The following is a 23,632-nucleotide window of genomic DNA, read 5'->3' on the forward strand; positions in this document are numbered from 1 at the left end:
GTTAATTTACCTGTATCCAAGGAGCTAATAAATGGCACACAAAAAAGGCGGCGGCACCACGCGCAACGGCCGTGACTCAGAGTCAAAACGCTTAGGCGTTAAAGTTTACGGCGGCCAGGCAATCAATGCTGGTGGTATCATCATTCGTCAACGCGGTACACGTGTACACGCTGGTGAAAATGTTGGTATGGGCAAAGATCATACTTTGTTCGCTCTGGTCAATGGCAAAGTACAGTTCGCGATCAAAGGTGCAGCACGTCACCAGTTCGCAATTGTTGTTCCAGCGTAATGCATTGAAGTAATTCAAAGCAGGGCGCAAGCCAGTATGATAAAAAGGCTCTGCCATCGGTAGGGCCTTTTTAGTTGGATCAGTCTCCGTTCCAACTTATTGCGGCAGCATCTTATCGCAAGCTCACCTCTCCATAAACACACCCTGCCTGCATGACAGTTTGGTGTTAGCCCTTTTAATTTGAAGAAATCCTGTATAAATTTATTGTTCCATCAGGTTACAAAAATTTATACAAGCTTTTTTAGGTGGTAAAAATGAAATTTATTGATGAAGCCAGAATTGAAGTAATCGCCGGTGATGGCGGAAATGGTGTTGCCTCGTTCTGTCGTGAAAAATTCCGTCCATTTGGTGGACCTGATGGTGGTGATGGTGGCCGTGGCGGCAGTATCTGGGCAATCGCTGACCGTAATATCAACACCCTGGTAGATTATCGCTATTCCAAACTGCACAAGGCAAAAGATGGCGAAAATGGCCGTGGTGCAGATTGCTATGGCAAAGGTGCTGATGATATACGTCTGCGCATGCCAGTGGGCACCCTGATTGTCGATAGAAATACTGATGAAGTCATTGCCGATCTGACCGAGCACGGCCAGGAAGTCGAGCTTGTCAAAGGTGGCGAAGGCGGCTGGGGTAATATCCACTTCAAGACCTCGACCAATCGTGCACCGCGTCAGCGCTCTGAAGGCAAAGAAGGCGAACGCCGCGAATTGCGTCTGGAATTGAAAGTATTGGCTGACGTTGGCCTGCTGGGTTTGCCGAATGCCGGTAAATCAACTTTCATTACCGCTGTATCGAATGCACGTCCAAAAATTGCTGATTATCCTTTCACAACTCTGCACCCCAATCTGGGTATGGTACGTGTCAGCCATGAAAAAAGTTTCGTGATTGCCGATATCCCGGGTCTGATTGAAGGCGCGGCTGACGGTGCTGGTCTGGGTATCCAATTCTTGAAGCATTTGCAGCGCACTGGTTTGCTCTTGCACATTGTTGATCTGGCACCGTTTGATGATGCGATTGACCCAGTCAAGGAAGCCAAGGCCCTGATCAAGGAATTGCGCAAATACGACGAGAGCCTGTACGACAAGCCACGTTGGCTGGTATTGAACAAGCTTGATGTATTGACGGCGGAAGAACGCAAGAAAAAGGTCAAGGATTTCATCAAGCGCTTTGCCTGGAAAGGCCCGGTATTTGAAATTTCTGCCTTGAACCGCGAAGGCTGTGAAGAACTGGTCACGGAAATTTACAAGTATCTGGAACAAAAGCGTACGCAAGAACAGCGTTCGCAAGAAACCACCATGAAAGAAGAAGCGCAGGGTATTTTGTCTATTGACCCGGATGATCCGCGTTTCAAGGTGCTGGACGAAAGTTAAGCAAAGAGAATAAGCAAGAAAATTAAGCCTGGTTCTGCCAGGCTTTTTTACGTGCATGACGGATAAAGAGGGATACGCAGGTCGGTAAGAAGTCTGATATTAAAGCCAGGCATGGTTGAAATTTCTTTAAAGCAAGAAATTTCTTTTAAATAAGATAAATCCAAGAAAAATAAGAATAAATTGATTTAATCTAAATTTAATTCCGATTGTGTCGATCGATTCCATATAAAGTATAATTTCTCTAGATGATAGCTATCGCAGTTATCGAAATTTCTCTTTTGCCCTCAATCATTTATGCATTCTGTTATTCAACAGGCGAAGCGCCTGATTATCAAGGTTGGTTCATCGCTGGTGACCAATGATGGCAAAGGCCTGGACAGGGTTGCCATCGCCACATGGGCAGCGCAGATTGCCCAATTGCGCAAGATGGGCAAAGAAGTCGTGCTCGTCAGCTCCGGTGCCATCGCTGAAGGCCGTCAGCGCCTGGGGTTTGACAAGCGGCCTACCGGTATACATGAATTGCAGGCTTGTGCAGCGGTGGGGCAAATGGGGCTGGCGCAAATCTATGAAAGCAGCTTTCGTGCACATGACATCGGTACCGCGCAAATTCTGCTTACCCATGCAGACCTGGCTGACCGTGAACGTTACCTGAATGCGCGTTCCACCCTGTTTACCTTGCTACGTTTTGGCATCGTTCCCATCATCAATGAAAATGATACCGTTGTTACGGATGAGATCAAGTTTGGTGACAACGACACGCTGGGCGCGCTGGTTGCCAATTTGATAGAAGGCGATGCCCTGATTATTTTGACTGACCAGCGCGGCTTGTATACAGCTGATCCACGTAAAGAACCTGATGCGCAATTTGTTCATGAAGCCAGGGCAGGTGACCTGGCGCTGGAGGCCATGGCTGGCGGCGCAGGTTCCAGTCTGGGCAGCGGTGGCATGCTGACAAAAATTTTGGCGGCCAAGCGGGGTGCAAGTTCTGGCACACACACCGTGATTGCCTGGGGGCGTGAAGAAAATGTACTCGTGAGGCTGGCGCAAGGCGAAGCCATAGGCACACAACTGATTTCACAAATGGCACCGCTGGCCGCTCGCAAGCAATGGATGCTTGATCATTTGCAGACGGTAGGGCAAATCGTACTCGACGCTGGCGCAGTACAAAAACTGAGCAGGGAAGGCAAGTCCTTGCTGCCTATCGGTGTCATTGATGTACGCGGTGAGTTCAGCCGTGGTGCCGTGGTTACCTGCTGTGATGAGGCTGGTGTGGCCATAGCCCGGGGTTTGTGCAATTATTCCAGCGCTGATGCGCGCCGCATCAAGCGCCATGCATCGACAGAAATCGCGGCCATACTCGGCTTTGTCGAGGAACCTGAATTAATTCATCGAGATAATCTGGTCTTGCTATAAAGGCTGCTCACCATATTAAAAAGGGTGCAGTTCAATCTTGCGCCCTGGAAGAGAATAAGAACACAAGCCTGTATCAAGAATACGGTGCTTTTTTACCACGCAACCTGTCCAGCAGAGTGTTCAGCTTGCCTGCTACGCTTCTGCCGTCGCAAAAATAGTCAGTGAACAAAGTGCTGTGCTGTGTATTGACGCCGCGATTGGAAATGTCAGTCCACTGGTTGCGGCGTGAACGTGACCAACTGCCATCCGCACGGCCAAACGCATACAGTTTCACCTCATACGACTGGCAGCGTATGCCTTCATAACTGATATTCTTGGCACCACCTGAACTGGTGGCGATCAAGGTATAGCGAACAGTGCCGTCAGAGGCTACCGTCAGGGACTTGGTATCGATAGCAAAAGACTGACTGCCGCTTTTATAAAAATTGATCAGGTTTTCAGGCTTGGGTGCTTCCGGTAATTGCAAGGCGACTTCATGCCATTCCTTGTCATCTTCATCCATTTCTGGCTCAGCTGCATACGCGCTGACAGAAGAAGCCAATAACAGGCTGGCATAAACGAAACAGGCCGTCATGCGGCGAAATTTTAAATGTGACATAAATTATTTAGATTCTTCCGGCTCAGTTTTCTTGGATTCACGACTGGGTTGTCCTTGTTGCTGACTGCGCAAATAGCGGTTGCGATTGGAATTCGGATGCTCGGCACGATGCACATAGCGTGATAATTCCTGCAAGGCCAGTTGGTAGACACCCCGCTTGAATTCAATCACCACATCCAGTGGTACCCAGTAATCATGCCAGCGCCAGGCATCAAATTCAGGATGCGTACTGGCGCGCAAGTTCACGTCGCAATCGCGACCTATCATACGCAAAAGGAACCAGATCTGTTTTTGTCCGCGATAATGCCCACGGATTTCACGTTTGATAAAATGATCTGGCACTTCATAGCGCAGCCAGTCACGGGTGCGACCTATGACTTTGACGTGCTCTGGCAATAAGCCGGTTTCTTCTTCCAGTTCGCGGAACATCGCCTGTTCTGGAGATTCACCGTATTTAATGCCACCCTGGGGGAATTGCCACGAGTGCTCGCGCACGCGCTTACCCCACCAGACTTCATTGTTGGCGTTAAGCAAAATTATGCCAACGTTTGGGCGGAAGCCTTCACGATCCAGCATGTTCAACCTCAAAACTTTCTGTGGCTAAACGGCTTGCTCCTGCAATAGATAGCGTAGAGAGCGTTTGTTTCGTCGGAAAACACCGCATTTTTCAGCGGATAGCCCCCATGGAGGCGAACAAATCGCAGTTTCCTTCATCAAATGTGCAAAGAGTGGGCGCATTAGCCAGCTAATCCTTTAAAATTGAGTCGATTATAACCCTCCATTTAAAAAGAATCACTGTCATGCGTGCTACACGATTTTTTATTTCCACACTGAAAGAAGCGCCTGCCGATGCCGAGATCGTCAGCCATAAACTGATGATGCGTGCGGGCATGATCAAACGCCTGGGTTCCGGCATCTATAACTACATGCCCATGGGCTTGCGCGTCATCCGCAAAGTAGAGAATATTGTTCGTGAAGAAATGAACCGTGCCGGTGCGATCGAGATGCTGATGCCTGTCGTGCAACCAGCCGAGCTCTGGCAAGAAACCGGCCGCTGGGACAAGATGGGGCCAGAACTGATGCGCGTGAAAGACCGCCATGGCCGCGATTACATCATCCAGCCAACTTCGGAAGAAGCTGTGACTGACATCGTCCGTACAGAAATCCGTTCTTATCGTCAGTTGCCTGTGAATTTTTATCATATCCAGACCAAGTTCCGTGACGAGCGCCGCCCACGTTTTGGCCTCATGCGTGGTCGTGAATTCACCATGAAAGATGCCTATTCCTTTGACCGTGATGTCGAAGGCCTGCAAAAATCATATGAAATCATGTATGACGCCTACACACGTATTTTCCAGCGCTTCGGCCTGGAGTTCCGTGCGGTGGCGGCTGACAACGGTGCAATCGGCGGTTCTGGTTCACATGAATTCCACGTCATTGCCGATACCGGTGAAGACGCGCTCGTGTATTGCCCGACCTCTGATTACGCCGCCAATATGGAAGCGGCAGAGGCCCTGCCCACGCAAACCAGCCGCCCAGCCGCAACAGCTGCACTGACCAAGACCGCCACGCCTGGCAAAGCCAAGTGTGAAGATGTCGCACAGTTGCTGAACATTCCGCTGGAAACCACGGTCAAATCCATCGTGCTGGCCGTTGATGCTGAAAAAGACAGTGGCAAGACAGCGCAAATCTGGCTGTTGCTGTTGCGCGGCGACCATGAGCTCAATGAAGTCAAGGCTGCCAAGATCGATGGCATGGCCAACTACCGCTTTGCCACCGAGGCTGAAATTGTCGAACATTTCGGTACCAAACCAGGTTACCTCGGCCCTATAGGCACGCAAAAGCCAGTGCATATTGTCGCTGACAGAACCGTCGCCAACATGGCAGACTTTGTCTGTGGCGCGAATGAAGCTGACTTCCACTTCACCGGCGCCAACTGGGGGCGCGATTTGCCTGAGCCTGTGGTTGCTGATTTGCGCAATGTCGTCGCTGGCGATCCATCACCAGATGGCAAAGGCGTGTTGGCTATCCAGCGCGGTATTGAAGTTGGCCACGTATTCCAGCTCGGCACCCGCTATTCCGACGACATGAAAGCCACTTTCCTTGATGAGAACGGCAAGCCTCAATTGTTGCAAATGGGTTGCTATGGCATCGGTGTCACCCGCATTCTGGGGGCCGCGATAGAACAGAATTTCGATGACAAGGGCATCATCTGGCCTACGTCCATTGCACCTTTTGAAGTCGTTATCTGTCCTATGGGCATGGATAGGAGTGAAGCCGTCAGAACAGAAACAGAGGCGCTATACCATTCCCTGCTGGCTGCTGGTGTTGACGTGATCCTGGATGACCGCGGTGAACGCCCTGGTGCCATGTTCGCTGACTGGGAACTCATCGGCGTACCGCATCGCGTGGTGATCGGTGACCGTGGCCTGAAAGAAGGCAAACTGGAATATCTGGGCCGCCGCGATGCAGAAGCCAGCAATGTCCCTGTTGCCGAAATGCTGAGCTTCATCCAGTCAAAACTCGCTGGAAAATAAGTCGCAGAATGAAGTATTTTTTATTGCGCTTATGCGTATGGCGCAAGCTTAGCCTTGATCTGATGTACAAGCAGCATGCCGGTTTACTGCATGAACTGGCAAGACGATGGACAAAATCCATCGTCTGCAGCCTGGCCTGCATGCTGGTTTTGGCAGCATTACCGGCATTGCCAGCTTATGCCGGTAATCAAAAAGAAGAAGCCATGGCAGATTCTGTGCGACTTGCACTGGCCAAGGCTATTTCTGATTCCACGCCGCCCAAACCGACGTTTGCCAATATCGAAGAACGTATCAAATACATTAACTGGCAGGGCGAAATGGCATCCCGCCTGAAGCGGCGCATCCCCGATCTGCAAACGCGCAAGGAATTGCTCGACGCGATCTGGTATGAGTCCAAACGTGCCGGACTCGATGTCGCCATGGTCATGGGTTTGATACAGGTAGAATCTGCCTTTCGTAAATATGCCACTTCTGTTGTCGGTGCGCGTGGCTACATGCAGGTCATGCCTTTCTGGTCGCGAGTGATTGGTGATGGGGATGCAAAAAAATTGTTCCAGATGCAAACCAATCTGCGCTATGGCTGTTCCATCCTGCGTCTGTATATCGATATGGAAAAGGGAGATCTGTATCTGGCACTGGGGCGTTATAACGGCAGCCGTGGCCGGCCTGAATATCCCAAGGCTGTATTGGCAAACTGGAAGAACTGGGAATTTATCAGTTAGTATCAGCTAGTGTTTGATGAATTGCAGAGCAGCGAATCTGCTGAATACAATAGGGTGCGCATCCGGGCACCCTATTTTCTTATGTCTGAACAGGTGTTGTCTTATGATACCTTGAGTACTTCGCTATGCGCCTTTTTAAAATTCCCTGTTACGCGACGGACTGGAGTTACAAAATACCAGGCTTGTTGCGTATGCCTCAGCTTCTTGCTATTGCCCCTCTTTTGATTTATCAATAAAAATAATATTGCGCATCCAAACTCAGTATTTCAGATCAGGTGAAGGTATCGATGCACGCACTTTATCGTAGTCAAGACTTCCCGTATGCTGAAGGCCAGCCAGGACAATCTCGCTGGCAGTTGTTCTTGCTGGTGTCTGTTGCCCATCTTTTGTTATTTTTGTTGTGGCCCAGTATCAACCGATACAAAAGCGAGGTCATTCATCCGCTGAGCTTTCTGGTCAGGATGCTGGAAGCACCCAAGCAAGTGCAAAGTGTCGCTGCACCGGTCAGGCAAGCACCTGCCGTGAACAGATCAACCAGACTAGCAGAAAATCAGGCCGGCGATAAGCCTGCGCCGACAGATGTCCCGCCAGCAATGGCCACGCATGAAGTGGTGTCTCCTTCATTTGACTCGCTCAATTCTGTCACCCCAACTGCGCCCGTAGAGGCCGCAGGCAGCGGTATCAGCGTTCAGCGCGACATTCGCCAAGTACTAAAGGAGGTGCAACGTGAATTACCGAATCGCAATCTGACCGAGACCAAGCCGGATAAATCTTCTTTCCTGGCGTTTCAAAAAAATGTCAGTGAAGCTGCTCGTCCCCGCGGTACGACGTTCCAGAATTTTGTACTGCCTGATGGGTCAGCCATGACCAAGGTGACGACATCCCTGGGTTCCTATTGCGTGATTGGGGCCAAGCTGGGATGGGATTTCAGCAAGGCACCAGGCGTCAAGACGGTCAGTTGCGGTAGCTATTGAAGAGACCAGATGCAAGCTTCATTGAATCGCGGTTACGAAAAAACAGCCCCGTCTTCTGGCTGGCTAATACTGCTGGGCATCACTTTGTTGCATGCCAGCCTATACTTATTGTGGCCGGTCATCAAGGCAAATGCCGGCTATGACAAATCAAATTCGGGCGACCTGGTTTTCCTGAATGTACCTGCGCTAAAAAAACAGGAATTGCCAGCCGAGGTGAAGACAGATCAAAAAGACTTGTTGTTGCCGGCAAGGCTCCGATCTGTCGTTTCGAAACCCCTGACGACCTCCAGAGATGATGCACCTGCCAAAACAACCCAGCCATCAGGCCAGCCAGCCCCGCCAAAGCTGCCGCAATCTACTGAGTCGGCTGAAGCTCAATCCCCATCTCAATCACCAGCATTGTCATCGGCACCCGCGGCGATCAACCGTGACGTGGCGGGCATCTTTCAAGGATTGAAGAAGGATTTTGAAGTGCGTGACCGCGTCAGCAGCAAGGCAGTGATTCCGCCTATTGCGAAACTGGGCGAACGTATTGCCGGATCCTCGCTTGTCATGCGGGAAGGTTATAAACATGAAGTACATATACTCGGTGACGGCAGGCCAGTGTCAAAAGTCATCACCCCCTTCGGCACATATTGCATCCTGCACCGCAAACCAGGTGAGACCATAGGCAATGAACTGGCAACGGTGCCGGTTACTTGCGGCAATTTATTAAAAACAGGAAAAGGGCCATTGAAGGAGCTAGAAAAAGGCCAGGAAATCAGTAAGCCCCAAGTAAGCCCCAAGTAAGTCAAAAGTAAGTGCGATGAAAACAAAAATGCCCGCGCGATGCGGGCATTTTTGTTTGGGATGGGACTGACTGCTTCCCTTTAAGTCTCCCAAAGCAACTCGGAAACCGTTTCCTGAAAAATCAGGACAGATGACCGGAAATGAGTTTAGTCATTTCAAACATGGACACTTGTTTTTTGCCATCAAAGACAGCTTTCAACTTGTCATCCGCGTTGATGTTGCGTTTGTTTGCTTCATCTTGCAGTTTGTGTTTCTTGATGTATTCCCATACTTTTTTGGTGACTTCAGTACGTGGAATTGCTGCTGCACCAATTACTGCCGCCAGAACTGGGGAGATAGTCATTGGTTTCATGAATGCTGCATTTGGCTTGCGTGCTGCTGCTGGCTTGGCGGCTGCTGCTTTTTTAGGAGCTGCTGCTTTCGCTGCCGGTTTAGCCGCTGCTGCTTTTGGAGCGGCCGCTTTTGCTGCAGGTTTGGCAGCTGGTTTAGCCGCTGGTTTTGCTGCTGGTTTTTTTGGTGCTGTTGCCATAAATAGCCTCCTTCACAAATTTCGTGGATGGAGCTTTGATCGTTTTGAAAAGCTCCTGCATTGCGTCACTTCACGCATCGCTAATAGTGGTGCGGTTTTTACGGGGACGCAAGTGTTTTTTGCTGGTTTTTGCTGAAAAAGTGCCGGAAATTGCAGGTCGTTGGATTTCCGTCGAAAAAAAAGCCGGATACAGCACATTTTCTCTGCTATCCGGCCTTCTTTTTTATTCCTGGCAATAGAGGGAAATCAGCGTTTTCCCGGCATCATTCCCTTCATGCTGCGCAGCATTTTCATCATGCCGCCGCCACGCAATTTCTTCATCATCGATTGCATCTGGTCAAACTGGGCCAGCATGCGATTGACTTCCTGTATCTGTACACCGGCACCGGTAGCGATGCGGCGTTTGCGTGAAGCCTTGATCAATTCCGGTTTTGCCCTTTCCTGCGGGGTCATGGAATTGATCATGCCTTCCATGCGGCGTACCTGCTTCTCAGCCTGATCCATATTGGCGCCGCTGGCAGCCTGCTGCATTTGTGCCGGCAATTTATCCATCAGGTTTGATAAGCCGCCCATGTTCTTCATTTGCGAAATTTGCAGCTTGAAGTCATTGAGGTCAAATTTGCCGCCATCCTTGAGCTTGTGGGCCAGGTTCTGGGCAGCGGCAACGTCCATGCCTTTTTGCGCCGATTCAACCAGTGCCAGGATATCGCCCATGCCCAGAATGCGATTCGCCATGCGGGTCGCATCGAAGGACTCCAGTCCATCGAGCTTTTCCGCCACGCCGACAAATTTGATCGGCTTGCCAGTGATATAGCGCACTGATAAAGCCGCACCACCACGCGCATCACCATCCAGCTTGGTCAACACCACGCCAGTCAAGGGCAGGGCATCATTGAAGGCCTTGGCCGTATTGACTGCGTCCTGACCCAGCATGGCATCGACCACGAACAGGGTTTCGATTGGCTTCAAGGCAGCATGAACAGCGGCAATTTCCTGCATCATCGCTTCGTCAATGCCCAGGCGACCGGCAGTATCGACGATCAATACATCGTGATAATGTTTTTTTGCATAATCCAGCGCAGCCAGGACGATATCGACCGGTTTGTCTGTCGGCAAGGAAGGGAAGAAATCTGCGCCTACCTGCTGTGTGACGGTTTGCAACTGGCCTATCGCCGCCGGACGATACACGTCGGCAGAAACAGTTAATACTTTTTTCTTTTTCTGCTCACGTAAATATTTGGCAAGCTTACCGACCGTTGTGGTTTTACCCGCACCTTGCAGGCCCGCCATCAGGATAACCGCGGGTGGCTGGCAGGCAAAGCTAAGTTGTGAGGCTTCTTCGCCCAAATCGGCACCCATCAGGGCGGCCAGTTCTTTTTGTACGACGCCAACCAAGGCCTGGCCCGGGGTCAGTGAGGAAATGACTTCTTCACCCATGGCTTTTTCTTTGACGCGGGCGATCAGCTCACGTACGGCGGGCAGGGCAACGTCGGCTTCCAACAAGGCCATGCGCACTTCGCGCAACATTTCTGCGGTATTGGATTCGGTCAGACGGGCTTCGCCACGCATGGTCTTGACGACTTTGGCGAGGCGCTGGGTGAGGTTATCGAGCATGGTTGCTTAAGAAATCTTGAATAAAAATCAATGTAGCGGGGCCATCTGGCGCCAATTGCCAACCAGAGGCGAATAAAGCAGGCATTTTACCTGATGTGACTGGAGACTCGGGCATTTCGCTTTTTCGTCTTAATTAGTTGGGGACAAAAGTCTGGAAAACCAGAATCCGCGCTACTGGTTTGTGCGGGTTTTCGCCCGCATGCGGGTTATTACTGATGTAAAGCCTTGGTGTTTCCGGTTAAATCGACATCTCCAGCCTTCATTTTTGCTTGGTATGAAGTCTGCTTATATAAGAAATCATAATAAGAGCACTCTATATAAAGAGGCTCATAAAATCGGGAGACAAATATGAGACGACTTCAATGCGCGTGGCGGTTGCCGCGTGTCCCTGGCCTTTTAACCCTGTTACTGCTCACCAGTCTTTCCAGTTCCTGCCTGGCAGAAGATGGCGTGACCGACAACAGTATATTAATAGGGCAGACCGTGGGCCTGACCGGGCAAATTGCCGGACCTGTCAAGGAAATGAATGCAGGCGCAGCTGCCTATATAGCGCAAATCAATAAAAACGGTGGCATCAATGGCCGCAAGCTTGAACTTCGCATACTCGATGACAAGTTTGACCCTGTGCTGGCAGCCAGCAATGCTGAAACACTGGTAAAGAAAGAGCATGTATTCGCCTTGTTTCAAAGCCGGGGCACACCCCATACCCAGGCTATTTTACCGATATTAAGCAGCAACAAAATCCCCCTGATTGCCCCCAGCACCGGTGCCACGGTATTTCACACGCCGGTCAACCGCTATGTATTTAATGTACGGGCGAAATACCAAGATGAAGTTCGAAAGGCGGTGGAGCAGTTTTCCACTACCGGCCTGAAAGAGATCGCCCTGGTGCATGTGGATGATAGCTTTGGCGGTGACGGGCTGGCGGGTTTCAATAGTGCGATGGCCAGTTTCAAATTGCAGCCTTCTGCCATCGTCAAATACGACAGAGCCAAGCCTGATGTGGCCAGAGCAGTCGATGAGGTGACCAAATCTGCTGCCAAGGCAACGATCATTGTCGGCTCGGCGACCACGGTTTCCGAAATTATCCGCGCCATTCGTGCCAAAGGCAGTGTCATACAAATCATGACGCTGTCGAACAATGCATCGCAGTCGTTTGTTGATTCCTTGGGGCCGGCAGCACCAGGCATTATTGTTTCCCAAATCATGCCTGCACCGCATCTGTTATCCACCGTGCTGGGTCAGGAGTTCAAGACCATTGCAAAAGATGCCGGCGTGACGGTATCGTATGCGGCCATGGAAGGTTTTGTCTCCGCCAAAGTATTGGTAGAAGGTTTGCGCCGCAGTGGCAAGACGCCGACGCGTGAAGGCTTGATTCGTGGACTGGAATCCATGCATAAAGCCGACCTGGGTGGCTTGACCGTAACTTATAGTGATCACGACCATAGCGGCAGTGAGTTTGTCGACCTGACCATCATCGGCCGCGACGGCAAGTTTGTACGCTAGTTTGTATATAAGTGTCGTGTATTCATTCATGCATTCATAATGAATACAAATCCCGACGAAACTTTTAATATAGTGGCATGCTTGCAGGCGAAGTCCATATGTTTGATTTGCATGTTTGTGCGAAAACCCCGACTAGCATGGCCTGCTTATCTGGTACTCCGCACAGCGGTTTAACCAGAACAGGAAAAAAGTGAATAAAATCAGTTGTTTGCTACCGACCTGATGCTGGCACAATACCTGCTAGATATCAAACGTAGGAAAAATTAAACCAAAATGTAAAGTTCCAGGAGACAAATATGTTCAAGAAATTAGTTCTCGCCAGTTTCATCACTTCCGCCATGTTGGCCAGCGCAGCGCAGGCTCAGGACGTCGTCAGATTGGGTAACTTGAAATTCGCCCACTATGGTGCGGTATCTTATATCAAGGAAATTGCGCCGAAATGCGGAATCAAAGTGGAAGAACGGGTATTCGCCAAAGGCCTGGATGCGATGCAGGCCGTGCTTGCCGGTGAGCTTGATGTCGGCGCTGTCTCTTCAGAAGCCGTTATTTCTGCACGCGCCAGTGGCGCTCCCATTTACCTCGTGGCTGGCTTTGCCAAAGGCGGTGCACGCCTGGTAGGCAGGACCGATCTGGGTATCAAAACAGTCAAAGACCTTAAAGGTAAAAAAGTCGGTGTGACACGCGGTGGTATCCAGGACATTTTGCTGGCCGCAGAACTGGCGCAAAATGGCCTCACTTATTCTGACCAGCCAGGCAAGGATGTGCAAATCATTTATCTTGGTTTTCCTGACCTGAACCAGGCTTTGCTGGGCAAGAATATTGATGCCATCATGCAGTCTGAACCGTATTCTTCTCAGGCGATAGGCAAGGGTTATGGCAGTGAAATCATCAAGCCTTACGATACACCCATTGGCGAACCCGTACGTACCATGGTGATGACAGAAAAATTCTATAAAGAGCGTCGTCCAGTCGCAGAAAAATTCATGCGCTGTTTTGTTGAAGCGACCAAGACCTTTATTGAAAACAAGGACCTGGCTGAAAAATATGTACGTGAAAATATGTTCAAAGGACAGGTCAGCCATGAAGATTTTGTCAATGCGATAGAAAATTCACCTTATTCGTATGATGTCACGGCCGAACACATACAGATCACCACGGATCTGATGCAGAAATATGGCGTTGGCAAAATGGCCAAACCGCCGGTCGCCAAAGATTGGGTAAAGACCGATCTTCTGGAACAAGCCAAGAAGAGCTTGAACATTAAATAAATCTCCAGATTGAGTCAGGATGAATGCTGCTTGCAAGTGATAAGCACTCACCTAGGTACGCGCCTGACTCACACTCTCTTGAAGGAAAAAACATGAAATTCAAATGGCGTGAAATTGGCGCGGGGCTGATCGTGCCCGTAATTCTGATTGCGATCTGGCAATTCGTTACCAGCATGGGCTGGGTGAATGCCCAGGTTTTGCCATCCCCACTGGCAGTGGTTAAAAAATGGATAGAGTATGCGTCGCCGTATGAACCAAGGGACGCCGCCACCACCAGTTGGCTGGCCTGGGCTTTTTCTGGTGAATTGATACGCGATACCATGGGCAGCATGTACCGCGTGCTGGTCGGGTTTATCATAGGCGCAGGCCTGGCGTTACCGCTGGGTCTGGCGATGGGCTCCAGCCAAAGGGCTTATGCGTGGATGAATCCCTTGCTCCAGGTATTGCGTCCCATCCCCCCGATTGCCTATATCCCGCTGTCTATCCTGTGGTTCGGCCTGGGTAACCCGCCAGCGATTTTCCTGATTGCCATCGGTGCATTTTTCCCGGTGTTGATGAATACCATCGCCGGTGTGCGCCATGTTGACAGCATCTATATACGTGCAGCGCGCAATCTTGGCGCCAGCCAGACCACCATGTTTATCCGGGTCATGTTGCCCGCTGCTGTGCCATATATCCTGTCGGGTGTACGCATAGGCATAGGTACGGCTTTTATCGTCGTCATTGTTTCGGAAATGATCGCCGTCAATAACGGCCTGGGTTTCCGTATCCTGGAAGCGCGTGAATATTTTTGGTCTGACAAGATTATTGCCGGCATGATCAGTATCGGTTTGCTGGGCCTGGCGATCGATATGGTCATGAACAAACTGAATAACTACCTGTTGCGCTGGCATCGTGGATTGGAAAATTAAGATGAACACTACCCATATCAAAATTCAAGGCGTCAATAAAATTTTCAAGACTGCCGACAAGGAAGTCGTGGCATTGCGCGATATTAACCTGGAGATACCGGAAGGCCAGTTCGTTTGCCTGCTGGGGCCGTCAGGCTGCGGTAAATCGACGCTGTTGAATGCCATTGCCGGTTTCTCCCTGCCGACTTCGGGCAGCATCACTGCCAACGACACGAAAGTCAGTGCTCCCGGGCCAGACCGTGGCATGGTGTTTCAGGAATATGCCTTGTTCCCCTGGATGACGGTTGAGCAGAATATTGCCTTTGGCCTGGAAATCAAGGGCATGGGCAAGGCAGAAATCCAGCAGCGTGTCGCCAGCTTGCTGGCCATGCTCGGCCTGGCAGACTTTAAACTGCGCTTCCCCAAGGACTTGTCAGGTGGTATGCGACAAAGGGTGGCGATTGCACGTGTGCTGGCGCTGGATTCGCCTATCATGTTAATGGATGAACCATTTGGCGCGCTGGATGCATTGACGCGTCGTAATTTGCAAGATGAATTGCTGCGCATCTGGTCTGAATTGAAAAAAACCATCATCTTTGTGACCCATAGCATAGAAGAGGCAATTTATCTGGCTGACCGTATCGTCGTCATGACCTATCGCCCGGGTACGGTGAAAAAAGACCTGTTGATAGACCTACCTCGCTTGCGTGATCCTTCTGCGGCTGAATTCAATGCCCTCAAGCGGGAACTGGGCCAACTGGTCATGGAAGAACAGCAAAGGCATCACAATGATGAGTTGAAAATGGCAGCGGTCGATTAAAAAAGATACAAACTTGAGCAGGCATTTGTCTTGACCCTGGGGAAGTCCATTCCGGTTTTCCCCAGGTTGTAGTGGCAGTTCAAAACTATAAGGGAGATGCATCATGTTGCAATTGATACGCGTAGGTTTTGCCGGTTTTATTCTTTTGTTATCAACCATGGCTTTTGCGCAAGGTGCGCATGGCACTGCCGAAGAAGCAGTTGCGATGGTGCAAAAAGTCATCGCCTCCATCAAGACCAATGGCAAGGAAAAAACCCTGGCCGAGATCAATAATATACAAGGCCGTTTCCGCGACCGCGACTTGTACATTACCATCAACGACATGAATGGTAAAAACCTCGCGCATGGCGCGAATGCCAAGATGCAGGGCAAGGACCTGCTTGATTTGAAAGATGCAGACGGCAAATTGTTTGTACGCGAAAGAATGGAACTGGCCAAAACCAAGGGTAAAGGCTGGCAGGATTACAAGTTTGTGAATCCGGTCTCAAAACAAATCGAGCAAAAGTCCATGTACTTTGAAAAGTATGAAGACATGGTGATCAATTGTGGCATCTATAAATAGTTGTTCTTTGTCTGACGAGAAGTGAGCAAGAAATGATCGTCAACAAACGCTTGCTCATGTTGGTATGCCTTTCTGCGCTGGCAATAGTTCTTGTCGTCGCTGCCTATTTTTTTGGAGCAGGTATTGCCAGAGAAAATATCCAGCAGAGTGGTGAGCGTCAATTGCAGATCATCGCGCTTGATATTGAGTCAGTGCTCGAACGTTATGAGACGCTGCCCTTTGCCATTTCTTACCTGCCATTGACGGCTCAGGCCCTGGCTAAAGCAGATGACATCGCTGTTACCCAGGCCCTGAATCTGAACTTGCAGGAACTGGCCGGGCAGGCCAAGGTGGCGGCTATTTATCTGATCGATGCCAGAGGCAAGACCATTGCAGCCAGCAACTGGGCGACCCCGCAAAGTTATCTGGGGCAGAATTTCGGTTTCCGCCCGTATTTTTCTGAAGCGATACGCGGTGGTGGCGCCGGGCATTTTTATGCCATCGGCAATACCACCAGTATCCCTGGTTATTTCATTTCACAGCCGGTTTATCCTTTGGGCAGCAAGCGCGGCAGTACGCCGCCCATCGGTGTCATTGCCGTTAAAATCAGCCTGGATGAATTCGAACAGGCCTGGCATAGCAGTGAAGAACCGATTGCGCTTAGTGATAGTCATGGCGTGGTGTTTTTGAGCAATCGCCCTTTATGGAAATATCGCAGCTTGCGTCCTTTGCCAGCCGCCGCGCAGCAAGGTTTGAAAGACACACTGCAATACGGTGGTAAAACCATCGCAGCCATTGCGCAATTGCCTGCCACTGATCAGCAGGGTTTCCATGAATATCTGCTGCGTCCCATAGGCAGGTTGAACTGGCAACTGATGTTATTCCCGGATCAGGCAAAGGTCTTGCGCGCCGGTTTGCAGTCAGCCTTGCTGGCCGCCCTAGTGGTCGGTATCGCCCTGGCATTTGCCGCCGTCATTGACCAGCGCCAGCGGCGCTTGGAAGAGGGACGGCTGGCACAACGCGCGCTCAAGCAGGCCGCCGATGAACTTGAACTGCATATCGCGCAACGCACGCAACAACTGACCGAAGCCAATGAAGAACTGGAAGAGAAATACCTGAAATTACAGCAAACCGAAAATTTGTTGCGTTCTACGCAGAATGAAATGGTCCAGGCAGGCAAGCTGGCCATGCTGGGGCAAATGGCGACCGGTATCACCCATGAATTGAACCAGCCTTTGACTGCGATACGGGCATTTGCCGACAATGCCATCACTTTCATGCATCGTGGCAAAAGCGAACAGGCACTCGGCAATCTTGAGCATATTAGCAATGCCAGTGAGCGTATGGGCAGTATCATCGCCCAGTTAAAAGGCTTCGCCAGAAAAAGCCCGAACGCGGTTGCTGTCGTTGATGTACAAACGGCCATTAAGGCCGCCGTCAGTTTATTGCAAAGTGAAACCGAGCGTCGTGGTGTCCACTTGCAAATTCAGGCAGATCAGACCGTCAAGGTATTGGGCGACACGGTAAGGGTGGAGCAGGTTCTGATCAATTTGATACGCAATGCGATGGATGCGGTAGAAAACAGTGCGCACAAGGAAGTGGACGTCAGCCTTACTGCCGAAAAAGACATGGCCAGGATCAGCATTGCCGATACCGGTACGGGTTTGCCTGAGCAGGTAGTGCAGCATTTGTTTGAACCCTTTTTTACCACCAAGGATATCGGACAGGGTCTGGGATTGGGGCTAGCCATTTCTTCTTCCATCGTACAGGCCATGAACGGTAGTCTGACTGCGACAAATCGCCAGCAAGGCGGGGCAGAATTTACCGTGACGCTGCCTGTGTACCTGCCAGTGCAAACAGAACACTGAATTACGCCATAAGTTGAAGGAAGAAATACCATGGCAGACTTGCTTGCTATATTAATAGAGGATGAACAGGCCGTGCGCCTGGCGACTGCACAAACTCTGGAACTGGGTGGTTTCGACGTACAAGCCTGTGCCAGTGCAGAAGCGGCCGAGCTATTTTTGAAACCGGATTTCGCCGGCATTATCGTGACCGATGTGCGCTTGCCGGGAAAATCGGGCCTGGACGTACTGGAAAAAATACGCGCCCTCGATACCGAGCTGCCAGTGATTTTGATTACCGGCCACGGCGATGTCAGCATGGCTGTTGCGGCCATGCGACAGGGCGCCTATGACTTCATAGAAAAACCTTTTGCTGCCGAGCGTCTGTTGGATGCCTGTCTGAGGGCGCAGGAAAAACGTCGCCTGGTCATGGAAAACCGCAAGCTCAAACTGTCATGGCTGACGCATGCGGCAACACCCGATCTGATAGGGCAAAGCAGCCAGATAGAGCGGGTACGCAAATTTATCCAAGGTATCGCGGCGACGCAGGTAGATGTCTTGATCAATGGTGCTACCGGCTCTGGCAAAGAAGTCGTTGCGCGGCAACTGCATCTGGCCAGTGGTCGCAAAGGTGAATTTGTCGCCATCAATTGCGGCGCTTTGCCTGAAGCTGTTTTTGAAAGCGAGATTTTCGGGCATGAAGCCGGCGCCTTCACCAGTGCGCAAAAGCGTCGCATAGGCAAGCTTGAATATGCACAAGGTGGCACGGTATTTCTTGATGAAATAGAAAGTATGCCGCTGAACCTGCAAATTAAATTGCTCAGGGTCTTGCAAGAGCGCAGCCTGGAAAGACTGGGCGGCAACCAGACAGTGACACTGGATTGCCGTGTGATTGCTGCCAGCAAGACCGATTTGCTGAAGCTCAGTGCACAAGGCCTGTTTCGTGAAGACCTGTATTACCGTCTGAATGTAGTCACCATCAATCTCCCCAAATTGAATGACAGGCGTGAAGACATTCCTTTGCTGTTGTCGTATTTTGTACAAAGGGCAGCCATCCGCTATCAAAAAGCCTTGCCATCGTGGTCAAGCGCACAAATGCAGCACTGGATGCAGAGTGACTGGCCAGGCAATGTACGTGAATTACGCAATTTTGCTGATCAACTGGTGTTGGGCGTGGCAGAATTTGCTGACCGTGATCCCATACCCGAACCCGCAGACCAGTTCAGGCCGGACAATGTCAGCAGCTTGCCGGAAAAACTGGATGCGTACGAGGCCAGCCTGATCCAGGCAGCGCTGGAAAACAAGGCCAATAATGTGGCGGCTGCAGCTGAAACCCTGGGCATACCGAAAAAGACCTTATACGACAAGATCAAAAAATATCAAAAAATCCTGTCGGTGATCAATCCGCCATTGTGATGCGAAAGGCAAAATACACCGATCCCGACTTTTACGGCGACATGGTGTAAACTTGCCTGATGCAAATCTATCTATCATTTCTTGCTGCCGCCCTGTATATCCTGAGCATAAGCTTGCCAGGCCGTCTGCTGATGCTGACGAATATCCTCAGCGTTATTGCCTGGTTACTGCATGGCGCATCATTGTGGCTGACTATTTTTCCCACGCCTGACGCTTTGCGGGTTGGTTTTGCCGTGATGTTGTCGGCGGCTTTATGGATATCAGTCTTTGTCTGCTGGCTGGAAAACCGCAAGGCTGCACTGGATGGCCTGCGCCTGTTATTGATGCCGAATGCCGCATTGATGTGTATATTGCCGAGTTTTTTCCCCGGCAGCCTGATCGCCCTGGCGGGAAAAACCACGATGTTCCCCTGGCATGTGGTCGTGGCCTTGCTGGCCTATGGCACGCTGACGATTGCTGCTTTTCATGCGGTGGTCATGACCTTGCAGGATAAACATCTGCATAAATTGCGTGGGCCGCAACAACATCGCTGGCTCAACACCCTGATAGATCGTCTGCCTGCCTTGCTGACCATGGAAAAAATCCTGTTTCGTTTCATCGTCTTTGGTTTCGTCTTGTTGACACTGACGGTCTTGTCGGGCGTGATTTTTTCTGAGCAGATTCTGGGTGTGGCCTTCAAGTGGGATCACAAAACCATACTGTCGCTGCTGTCCTGGCTGTTGTTTGCGATTTTGCTGGCAGGCCGTCACTGGCGTGGCTGGAGAGGTAAAACAGTGCTAAGTTTTACCCTGTCAGGCTTTGTTACGCTGCTGCTGGCTTATGTTGGCAGCCGTTTTGTGCTGGAAGTACTGTTGCACAGGAGCCTGACATGAACCTGGTCTTCTGGCTGGTGTTGGTAGTGCTGGTGGTTCTGGCTTTGAAAAAAAAGAGCCAGTCTGTCATGCCGCCAGAATCAGGCACTACCCCGTCTGCTCCGCCGGCCAGCGCCAAAGAGCCTGCTGCTGAAACCATGGTTTGTTGCGCACGCTGCCAGATTTACCTGCCTGCTTCAGAAGCCGTGCACCGTGGCCAGCAAGTGTATTGCTGTGACGCGCACGCAGATAATTCATGAGTTATACCCTTATGTTACTGCGCCATGCCTGACGCTTACCGATCGGCGTCCGAGCCTACCTATTCATTCTGGCGATCACTGCAAACGCTGAACGGCTCGCGTATTGTGGTGGCGGTCAGCCTGCTGGCCTTGTTAAGTCTGCGCAGCGGCAAAGATATCTGGGTTGCCGAGCATCTGTTTGTACGCGACGTCTGCCTGTTCTACTTCTGCGCTTCGGTCAGTTTTGTTGTCTTCAAACTGCTTTACCGCCACCGGTTTTTGTGGCAACTGACTATCCAGATACTGCTTGACCTCGCTGTTATTTCCATCATGTATGCAGCGGCCGGCGGCAGCAAGAGTGGGCTGGGCATACTGTATTTATTCCCGCTGGCAGGCGCTGCCATACTGAGCCCGCTGGTGTGGGCCTTCTTTTTCACGTCGATTGCCGTTCTGTTCCTGTTGTCTGAAAGTGTGTATCACATTCTGCAGTTGGAAGAAGGTACGCCTTTGTCGCAGGCAGGTTTATATGGTGCTGCCTATTTTGCCGTAGTGTATGTGGTCAGCCGGCTGGCGAACAATGTCATACGCCAGGAGCAATTGGCCACTTTACGTGGTAATGCATTGGCCATACAGCAGGCGATTAACCAGTTGGTGATTGCCGACATGGGCGATGGCATTCTGGTGCTTGATCAGGCTGGCCGCATGTTTGAAATTAATCCGGCAGCAGTACGCATGCTGGGTGGTAATTTGACCAAGGACATGGTTGGCGTTGAGCTGGCACATATCTCGGCCTTGCGCCCTATTGTCGAAATACTGAGTGTTATGCAGGGCCGTCAAAGTTTGCCAGACCGCAAGAAAGAGGAAGAAATTTCCTTTGTTTCCATACGTTGCTATCTCGACGATGCCAGAACCGAGGCGCGTAATACCATTACCGAAACCGAATTGCATGACCGCAGCGACCGCCCGCATTTCGTGACTCACTTGAAATTGCGCTTTGTTGCTGTAAAAGGCGTGAATGTGGCGGGCATGGCTGCACACGCCGGAACTTATACCATCATCTTCATGCAAGATGTATCTGATATAGAAAATCAGGCGCAGCAATTGAAACTGGCATCCATGGGGCGCCTGACCGCCAGTATTGCGCATGAAGTACGCAATCCCCTGTCTTCCATTTCCTATGCGGCATCGCTGCTGAACGAAGACCTGGAAAATCTCGGGCCGGACAGGGCACAGACCAGTCGTCTGTTAAAAATTGTCGATGACAACGTGGCACGCCTGAATCAACTGATAGAAGACATCCTGAAACTATCGCGTAAAGCGCAGCCAGATGTAGAGCCGTATGGTTTGATGGATACTATTCATGCGATGGTGCAGGATTTCGCCGAAACCAAGGGGCTGGCAGGTGATTTGATGCTGGTGGTGAAGGGTCAGGATTTCCAGGTCAGCTTTGACCCCAGTCATTTGCGCGAAGTCGTTTTGAATTTGCTGTCGAATGCGATACGCTATGCCAGTGGACAACCGGCCAGCATACGTTTGTATGCGCACATCAATCCTACCGGACGGCAGGAATTGCATATACAAGATGATGGGCCAGCTATCCCGTATGATGTAAGAGCACATCTGTTTGAGCCGTTTTACACCACCTCACGCATGGGAACGGGTCTGGGTCTGTATATGGCAAGGGAGTTATGCCTGAACAATCATGCCCTGCTTGACTATGAATACCGGGTGGAAGAAAACGAAAGTGGGATGCATGAACCTAGTGGGCGTTTTGTGATTAATTTTTCTGGATACAGCGCATGAGTACGAATGAAGCCAGCGCCTGTCCCCGCATTCTGGTGGTGGATGACGAAGCACATCTGCGTGAGTTGCTTGAAATTACCCTCATCAAGATGGGATTGGATGTCGACAGCGCTGAAAGCCTGGCTATCGCCAGAACGCATCTGGCCAGGCATAGCTATGCGCTGGTGTTAACGGACATGCGTCTGCCTGATGGATCAGGCATGGAACTGGTGCAGGAAGTCGGCACACTATATAAAAACACGCCCATCGCCGTCATTACTGCTTTTGGCAGCGCTGATAATGCGGTCATTGCCCTGAAAGCCGGTGCCTTTGATTATGTCTCCAAGCCAGTGGCGCTTGATCAGTTGCGTAAATTGGTCAGGTCGGCATTGCAAACCAGCGAAGTCCAGAAGGAGCAGCAAGAACAGCCTGCGCACGTCGCCCGCGCATCCAGTTCTTTCCTGATCGGGCAATCGGCCGGTATGCAAGAGGTCAGGGTCCAGATCAGTCGCCTGGCCCGCAGCATGGCACCGGTGATCATTACTGGCGAATCGGGCAGCGGCAAGGAACTGGCTGCCAGGGAAATTCATACCAGCAGTGCCCGTTCGGGCAAACCTTTTGTTGCTGTCAATTGCGGCGCTATTCCCGAAAATCTCATGGAGGCTGAATTTTTCGGTTATCGCAAAGGTGCCTTCACCGGTGCAGCCGATGACAGGGACGGCTTTTTTCAGGCGGCCAACGGCGGCACGCTGATGCTTGATGAGGTGGCAGACCTGCCTTTGCCCATGCAGGTAAAGTTATTGCGGGCCATCCAGGAGCGCCGCGTACGCAAGGTGGGGGCGACCGTCGAAGAAGCGGTGGATGTGCGTATCATCAGTGCCACGCATCAGAACCTGGCGATCTGTGTGGAAGAAGGACGTTTCCGCCAGGATCTGTTTTACCGCTTGAATGTGATAGAGCTGCATCTGCCCCCTTTGCGCGAGCGCCTGGAAGATATTGTCGAATTGTCGTCGAATATTCTGAAAAAACTGACGGGTAACGATATCAGCATGTCGTCACCAGCGATAGATGCACTGATCAGCTATGATTTTCCAGGCAATGTCCGTGAACTGGAAAACATATTGGAGAGAGCGATTGCCTTTGCCAATGACGATTGCATCGAAGTCGCTGATCTGGCATTGCGCGGCGGACGAAAATTGGCGGAGCCGGTTTATTCAGACGCAGTAGCTGTCGAAGCGATGCCCATGATGGAGGTGACCGACAGCGCTACCCATCTGGTCGATGTCTTCAATGCTCCTGACTTACCGTGTTCTCTACCTGAGTATCTGGAAAGCGTCGAGCGTGAAATGATACGGCGTGCACTGGTTCAGACCAAAAACAACCGCACCCAGGCAGCAGAATTGCTGGGCGTGAGTTTCCGGCAATTGCGTTACCAGATACAAAAACTCAAAATTCAGGAACTTGAATAGTCCGTGGATGTGTGGATGCATGGACTTGTTGATCCGTTGTATACAGGCATTTTCACACTGACGCGATACGGTATCAGGGCAGATCCCAGGCCTGTGACGGTGGCCTGAATCCAGCCCCTGCATCAGGCGCAAGTGCTGTGCTTCCCTCTTTTATACGAAGCCGTTTCTGCG

Annotated in this window: 22 protein-coding genes; 18 read left to right on the plus strand and 4 right to left on the minus strand. The window is 50.9% G+C overall.

Annotated features, from left to right (window positions below):
• Positions 1-31: 31 nt before the first annotated feature.
• The 3 genes from rpmA (at position 32) to proB (ending at position 3,072) form a co-directional block, all read left to right on the plus strand.
• Positions 32-289 carry a 50S ribosomal protein L27 gene (gene rpmA / locus ACO0LH_RS09740; protein ID WP_186946996.1) on the plus strand — a complete coding sequence of 86 codons (258 nt, stop codon included), beginning with the start codon at positions 32-34 and terminating at the stop codon, positions 287-289.
• 254 nt (positions 290-543) lie between these two features.
• Entirely contained in the window at positions 544-1,659 is a 1,116-nt protein-coding gene (gene obgE, locus ACO0LH_RS09745) for a GTPase ObgE (RefSeq protein ID WP_422940877.1), read from the plus strand.
• Positions 1,660-1,953: 294 nt separating this feature from the next.
• Complete coding sequence (gene proB, locus ACO0LH_RS09750) at positions 1,954-3,072, plus strand: glutamate 5-kinase (protein WP_422940878.1); 1,119 nt, start codon at positions 1,954-1,956, stop codon at positions 3,070-3,072.
• Positions 3,073-3,145: 73 nt separating this feature from the next.
• Here the strand turns inward: proB and ACO0LH_RS09755 are convergent, their stop codons facing one another.
• Positions 3,146-3,670, minus strand: a complete 525-nt coding sequence (locus tag ACO0LH_RS09755) for a CNP1-like family protein (RefSeq protein ID WP_422940879.1) — start codon at positions 3,668-3,670, stop codon at positions 3,146-3,148.
• 3 nt (positions 3,671-3,673) lie between these two features.
• Positions 3,674-4,246, minus strand: coding sequence for an RNA pyrophosphohydrolase (locus tag ACO0LH_RS09760; RefSeq protein WP_422940880.1), 573 nt, complete (start codon positions 4,244-4,246; stop codon positions 3,674-3,676).
• 224 nt (positions 4,247-4,470) lie between these two features.
• Between ACO0LH_RS09760 and ACO0LH_RS09765 the strand changes: the two genes are divergently transcribed.
• The 4 genes from ACO0LH_RS09765 (at position 4,471) to ACO0LH_RS09780 (ending at position 8,692) form a co-directional block, all read left to right on the plus strand.
• Positions 4,471-6,207 (plus strand): proline--tRNA ligase, encoded by a 1,737-nt coding sequence (locus ACO0LH_RS09765; protein ID WP_422940881.1) that lies wholly within the window; start codon positions 4,471-4,473, stop codon positions 6,205-6,207.
• 140 nt (positions 6,208-6,347) lie between these two features.
• A complete protein-coding gene (locus ACO0LH_RS09770) occupies positions 6,348-6,929 on the plus strand; it encodes a lytic transglycosylase domain-containing protein (protein WP_422941172.1) in 582 nt (193 codons plus the stop codon).
• A gap of 287 nt (positions 6,930-7,216) precedes the next feature.
• The gene (locus ACO0LH_RS09775) at positions 7,217-7,903 is read left to right on the plus strand and encodes a hypothetical protein (RefSeq protein WP_422940882.1); all 687 of its coding nucleotides are present in this window, start codon (positions 7,217-7,219) and stop codon (positions 7,901-7,903) included.
• 9 nt (positions 7,904-7,912) lie between these two features.
• Positions 7,913-8,692, plus strand: coding sequence for a hypothetical protein (locus ACO0LH_RS09780; protein WP_422940883.1), 780 nt, complete (start codon positions 7,913-7,915; stop codon positions 8,690-8,692).
• 121 nt (positions 8,693-8,813) lie between these two features.
• Here ACO0LH_RS09780 and ACO0LH_RS09785 read toward each other — a convergent pair whose 3' ends face one another.
• Positions 8,814-9,221 carry an SWIB/MDM2 domain-containing protein gene (locus tag ACO0LH_RS09785; RefSeq protein WP_186952101.1) on the minus strand — a complete coding sequence of 136 codons (408 nt, stop codon included), beginning with the start codon at positions 9,219-9,221 and terminating at the stop codon, positions 8,814-8,816.
• A 246-nt stretch (positions 9,222-9,467) separates the two neighbouring features.
• Complete coding sequence (gene ffh / locus ACO0LH_RS09790) at positions 9,468-10,835, minus strand: signal recognition particle protein (RefSeq protein WP_422940884.1); 1,368 nt, start codon at positions 10,833-10,835, stop codon at positions 9,468-9,470.
• Between the two features lie 348 nt (positions 10,836-11,183).
• On the opposite strand from ffh, the gene ACO0LH_RS09795 reads away from it, so the two are divergent.
• From ACO0LH_RS09795 to ACO0LH_RS09845, 11 genes are all read left to right on the plus strand, one after another.
• Positions 11,184-12,341 (plus strand): ABC transporter substrate-binding protein, encoded by a 1,158-nt coding sequence (locus ACO0LH_RS09795; RefSeq protein ID WP_422940885.1) that lies wholly within the window; start codon positions 11,184-11,186, stop codon positions 12,339-12,341.
• A 296-nt stretch (positions 12,342-12,637) separates the two neighbouring features.
• Complete coding sequence (locus ACO0LH_RS09800; protein WP_422940886.1) at positions 12,638-13,609, plus strand: ABC transporter substrate-binding protein; 972 nt, start codon at positions 12,638-12,640, stop codon at positions 13,607-13,609.
• A gap of 92 nt (positions 13,610-13,701) precedes the next feature.
• Positions 13,702-14,520 carry an ABC transporter permease gene (locus ACO0LH_RS09805; protein ID WP_422940887.1) on the plus strand — a complete coding sequence of 273 codons (819 nt, stop codon included), beginning with the start codon at positions 13,702-13,704 and terminating at the stop codon, positions 14,518-14,520.
• A gap of 1 nt (position 14,521) precedes the next feature.
• Entirely contained in the window at positions 14,522-15,319 is a 798-nt protein-coding gene (locus tag ACO0LH_RS09810) for an ABC transporter ATP-binding protein (protein ID WP_422940888.1), read from the plus strand.
• A gap of 103 nt (positions 15,320-15,422) precedes the next feature.
• Positions 15,423-15,881 (plus strand): cache domain-containing protein, encoded by a 459-nt coding sequence (locus ACO0LH_RS09815; protein ID WP_422940889.1) that lies wholly within the window; start codon positions 15,423-15,425, stop codon positions 15,879-15,881.
• A gap of 32 nt (positions 15,882-15,913) precedes the next feature.
• Positions 15,914-17,728 carry a sensor histidine kinase gene (locus ACO0LH_RS09820; RefSeq protein WP_422940890.1) on the plus strand — a complete coding sequence of 605 codons (1,815 nt, stop codon included), beginning with the start codon at positions 15,914-15,916 and terminating at the stop codon, positions 17,726-17,728.
• A gap of 30 nt (positions 17,729-17,758) precedes the next feature.
• On the plus strand, positions 17,759-19,120 hold the full coding sequence (locus ACO0LH_RS09825) for a sigma-54-dependent transcriptional regulator (protein ID WP_422940891.1): 1,362 nt from the start codon (positions 17,759-17,761) through the stop codon (positions 19,118-19,120).
• 59 nt (positions 19,121-19,179) lie between these two features.
• Positions 19,180-19,992, plus strand: coding sequence for a cytochrome C assembly family protein (locus tag ACO0LH_RS09830; RefSeq protein WP_422940892.1), 813 nt, complete (start codon positions 19,180-19,182; stop codon positions 19,990-19,992).
• The gene (locus ACO0LH_RS09835; RefSeq protein ID WP_422940893.1) at positions 19,989-20,231 is read left to right on the plus strand and encodes a PP0621 family protein; all 243 of its coding nucleotides are present in this window, start codon (positions 19,989-19,991) and stop codon (positions 20,229-20,231) included. The genes ACO0LH_RS09830 and ACO0LH_RS09835 overlap by 4 nt, the downstream gene beginning before the upstream one ends.
• A 24-nt stretch (positions 20,232-20,255) precedes the next feature.
• On the plus strand, positions 20,256-22,013 hold the full coding sequence (locus tag ACO0LH_RS09840) for a sensor histidine kinase (RefSeq protein ID WP_422940894.1): 1,758 nt from the start codon (positions 20,256-20,258) through the stop codon (positions 22,011-22,013).
• Positions 22,010-23,461: a sigma-54-dependent transcriptional regulator gene (locus tag ACO0LH_RS09845; RefSeq protein WP_422940895.1), complete on the plus strand. Its 1,452-nt coding sequence runs from the start codon at positions 22,010-22,012 to the stop codon at positions 23,459-23,461. Before ACO0LH_RS09840 ends, ACO0LH_RS09845 begins: the two co-directional genes overlap by 4 nt.
• The last annotated feature ends 171 nt before the right edge of the window (positions 23,462-23,632 follow it).

Source organism: Undibacterium sp. TJN19 (assembly GCF_049339485.1).
Lineage (GTDB): Bacteria > Pseudomonadota > Gammaproteobacteria > Burkholderiales > Burkholderiaceae_D > Undibacterium.

Coding starts and splice junctions, on each gene's coding strand:
- ACO0LH_RS09805 (WP_422940887.1), top strand. CDS start 13,702: ATGAAATTCAAATGGCGTGAAATTGGCGCGGGGCTGATCGTGCCCGTA.
- ACO0LH_RS09800 (WP_422940886.1), top strand. CDS start 12,638: ATGTTCAAGAAATTAGTTCTCGCCAGTTTCATCACTTCCGCCATGTTG.
- ACO0LH_RS09765 (WP_422940881.1), top strand. CDS start 4,471: ATGCGTGCTACACGATTTTTTATTTCCACACTGAAAGAAGCGCCTGCC.
- ACO0LH_RS09820 (WP_422940890.1), top strand. CDS start 15,914: ATGATCGTCAACAAACGCTTGCTCATGTTGGTATGCCTTTCTGCGCTG.
- ACO0LH_RS09770 (WP_422941172.1), top strand. CDS start 6,348: ATGCTGGTTTTGGCAGCATTACCGGCATTGCCAGCTTATGCCGGTAAT.
- rpmA (WP_186946996.1), top strand. CDS start 32: ATGGCACACAAAAAAGGCGGCGGCACCACGCGCAACGGCCGTGACTCA.
- ACO0LH_RS09795 (WP_422940885.1), top strand. CDS start 11,184: ATGAGACGACTTCAATGCGCGTGGCGGTTGCCGCGTGTCCCTGGCCTT.
- ACO0LH_RS09835 (WP_422940893.1), top strand. CDS start 19,989: ATGAACCTGGTCTTCTGGCTGGTGTTGGTAGTGCTGGTGGTTCTGGCT.
- ffh (WP_422940884.1), bottom strand. CDS start 10,835: ATGCTCGATAACCTCACCCAGCGCCTCGCCAAAGTCGTCAAGACCATG.
- ACO0LH_RS09780 (WP_422940883.1), top strand. CDS start 7,913: ATGCAAGCTTCATTGAATCGCGGTTACGAAAAAACAGCCCCGTCTTCT.
- obgE (WP_422940877.1), top strand. CDS start 544: ATGAAATTTATTGATGAAGCCAGAATTGAAGTAATCGCCGGTGATGGC.
- ACO0LH_RS09825 (WP_422940891.1), top strand. CDS start 17,759: ATGGCAGACTTGCTTGCTATATTAATAGAGGATGAACAGGCCGTGCGC.
- proB (WP_422940878.1), top strand. CDS start 1,954: ATGCATTCTGTTATTCAACAGGCGAAGCGCCTGATTATCAAGGTTGGT.
- ACO0LH_RS09755 (WP_422940879.1), bottom strand. CDS start 3,670: ATGTCACATTTAAAATTTCGCCGCATGACGGCCTGTTTCGTTTATGCC.
- ACO0LH_RS09840 (WP_422940894.1), top strand. CDS start 20,256: ATGCCTGACGCTTACCGATCGGCGTCCGAGCCTACCTATTCATTCTGG.
- ACO0LH_RS09830 (WP_422940892.1), top strand. CDS start 19,180: ATGCAAATCTATCTATCATTTCTTGCTGCCGCCCTGTATATCCTGAGC.
- ACO0LH_RS09760 (WP_422940880.1), bottom strand. CDS start 4,246: ATGCTGGATCGTGAAGGCTTCCGCCCAAACGTTGGCATAATTTTGCTT.
- ACO0LH_RS09845 (WP_422940895.1), top strand. CDS start 22,010: ATGAGTACGAATGAAGCCAGCGCCTGTCCCCGCATTCTGGTGGTGGAT.
- ACO0LH_RS09785 (WP_186952101.1), bottom strand. CDS start 9,221: ATGGCAACAGCACCAAAAAAACCAGCAGCAAAACCAGCGGCTAAACCA.
- ACO0LH_RS09775 (WP_422940882.1), top strand. CDS start 7,217: ATGCACGCACTTTATCGTAGTCAAGACTTCCCGTATGCTGAAGGCCAG.
- ACO0LH_RS09815 (WP_422940889.1), top strand. CDS start 15,423: ATGTTGCAATTGATACGCGTAGGTTTTGCCGGTTTTATTCTTTTGTTA.
- ACO0LH_RS09810 (WP_422940888.1), top strand. CDS start 14,522: ATGAACACTACCCATATCAAAATTCAAGGCGTCAATAAAATTTTCAAG.